The organism is Actinomadura sp. 7K507 (assembly GCF_004348425.1).
Classification (GTDB): domain Bacteria; phylum Actinomycetota; class Actinomycetes; order Streptosporangiales; family Streptosporangiaceae; genus Spirillospora.
Genome location: NZ_SMKK01000536.1, coordinates 1 through 1,139 on the forward strand (window position 1 = coordinate 1; position 1,139 = coordinate 1,139).

The 1,139-nt window shown below is 76.8% G+C and carries 1 protein-coding gene; it reads right to left on the bottom strand.

Annotation, left to right across the window (positions count from 1 at the left end; genetic code table 11):
* Positions 1-969: histidine kinase dimerization/phosphoacceptor domain-containing protein (locus E1285_RS45120; RefSeq protein ID WP_243723491.1), on the bottom strand; the 969-nt coding region annotated here is incomplete at its 3' end.
* Between the last annotated feature and the right edge of the window lie 170 nt (positions 970-1,139).

Genomic DNA, 1,139 nt, shown 5'->3' on the forward strand with positions numbered 1-1,139 from the left:
GTCCCCGGGGGATCCGCCGGGGGGCCGGGCAAGGTCGCCGGCCCTGCGGACGGTCAGCCCCGCGGCGGCCGCCTGCTCCAGCAGGACACCGACCCGGTCCAGCGACGGCGACGGCACCGCCCCGGCCGGGTCCTCGGCGTCGGCCTGCCGCAGAACGCCCAGCACCCCGCGCAGCTCCCGCAGCGTGTCCTTGCTGGCCGACTTGATCGCCTCCAGCGCCGCGTACGCGCGGTCCGCGTCCGCGCGATCCGCGTCGTCGCGGCGGTGCAGCGCCGCACCCGCCTGCACGTTGATCAGCGAGATCTGGTGCGCCAGCACGTCGTGCAGCTCCCGCGCGATGCGCAGCCGCTCGGCGGTGGCACGGCGCCGCGCCTCGGCCTCCCGGTCCCGCTCGGCCTCCGCGGCGCGCCGCTCGGCGGCCTCGGCCCGGTCCCGCCGGCTGCGCACGTACTGACCCAGCGCCACGGTGAGCAGCAGCCCCATCGACAGCGACGCCACGCCCCGCGCGTCCACGATCGCCTGCGCGTCGCCGCCGCCGTCACCGTCGATCACCGCCGCGCCGAGGAACCCGGCGTTCACCACGATCACCGCACCCAGCGACACCGCCAGCCGGCACTCCACGGCCGCGGTGAACAGCGCCACCCACAGCACCAGCACGACCGGCCCGTCCGGATACCCCATCGGGTAGTACAGCGGCGGCGCGGCCACACAGATCACCAGCACCGCCACCGGATGCCGCCGCCGCGCCGCCAGCGCCAGCGTGGCCACCGCGATCAGCGCGAGCCCGCCCGGCCACAGCCCGCGGTCCCCGGGCTTCTCGGCGGACACGCTCATCAGCAGCGTCACCGCCAGCGCGGCGACCGCGAACAGGGTGTCGGCCGCCTGCCCGCGCGGCCACCGCTCCGCACGCACGGCGCGGGCCACGCGGACGGCGACGCGCCCGCTGCGCCGGGCCGGGGTCGCTGTCACGGCCCAACCGTAGTTCAGCCGCACACCGCCCACACACCGCACCCAAGATCGTGACCGTGCGGCGGGCGACGAACCGGCCCCGGCCGCACCCCTGACTTTCGTCAGTAACGCCGCAGTTCACCCGCTTGTAGCGTGGACGCGTGAACGACACGGCGTCCTCCCGGCCCGCC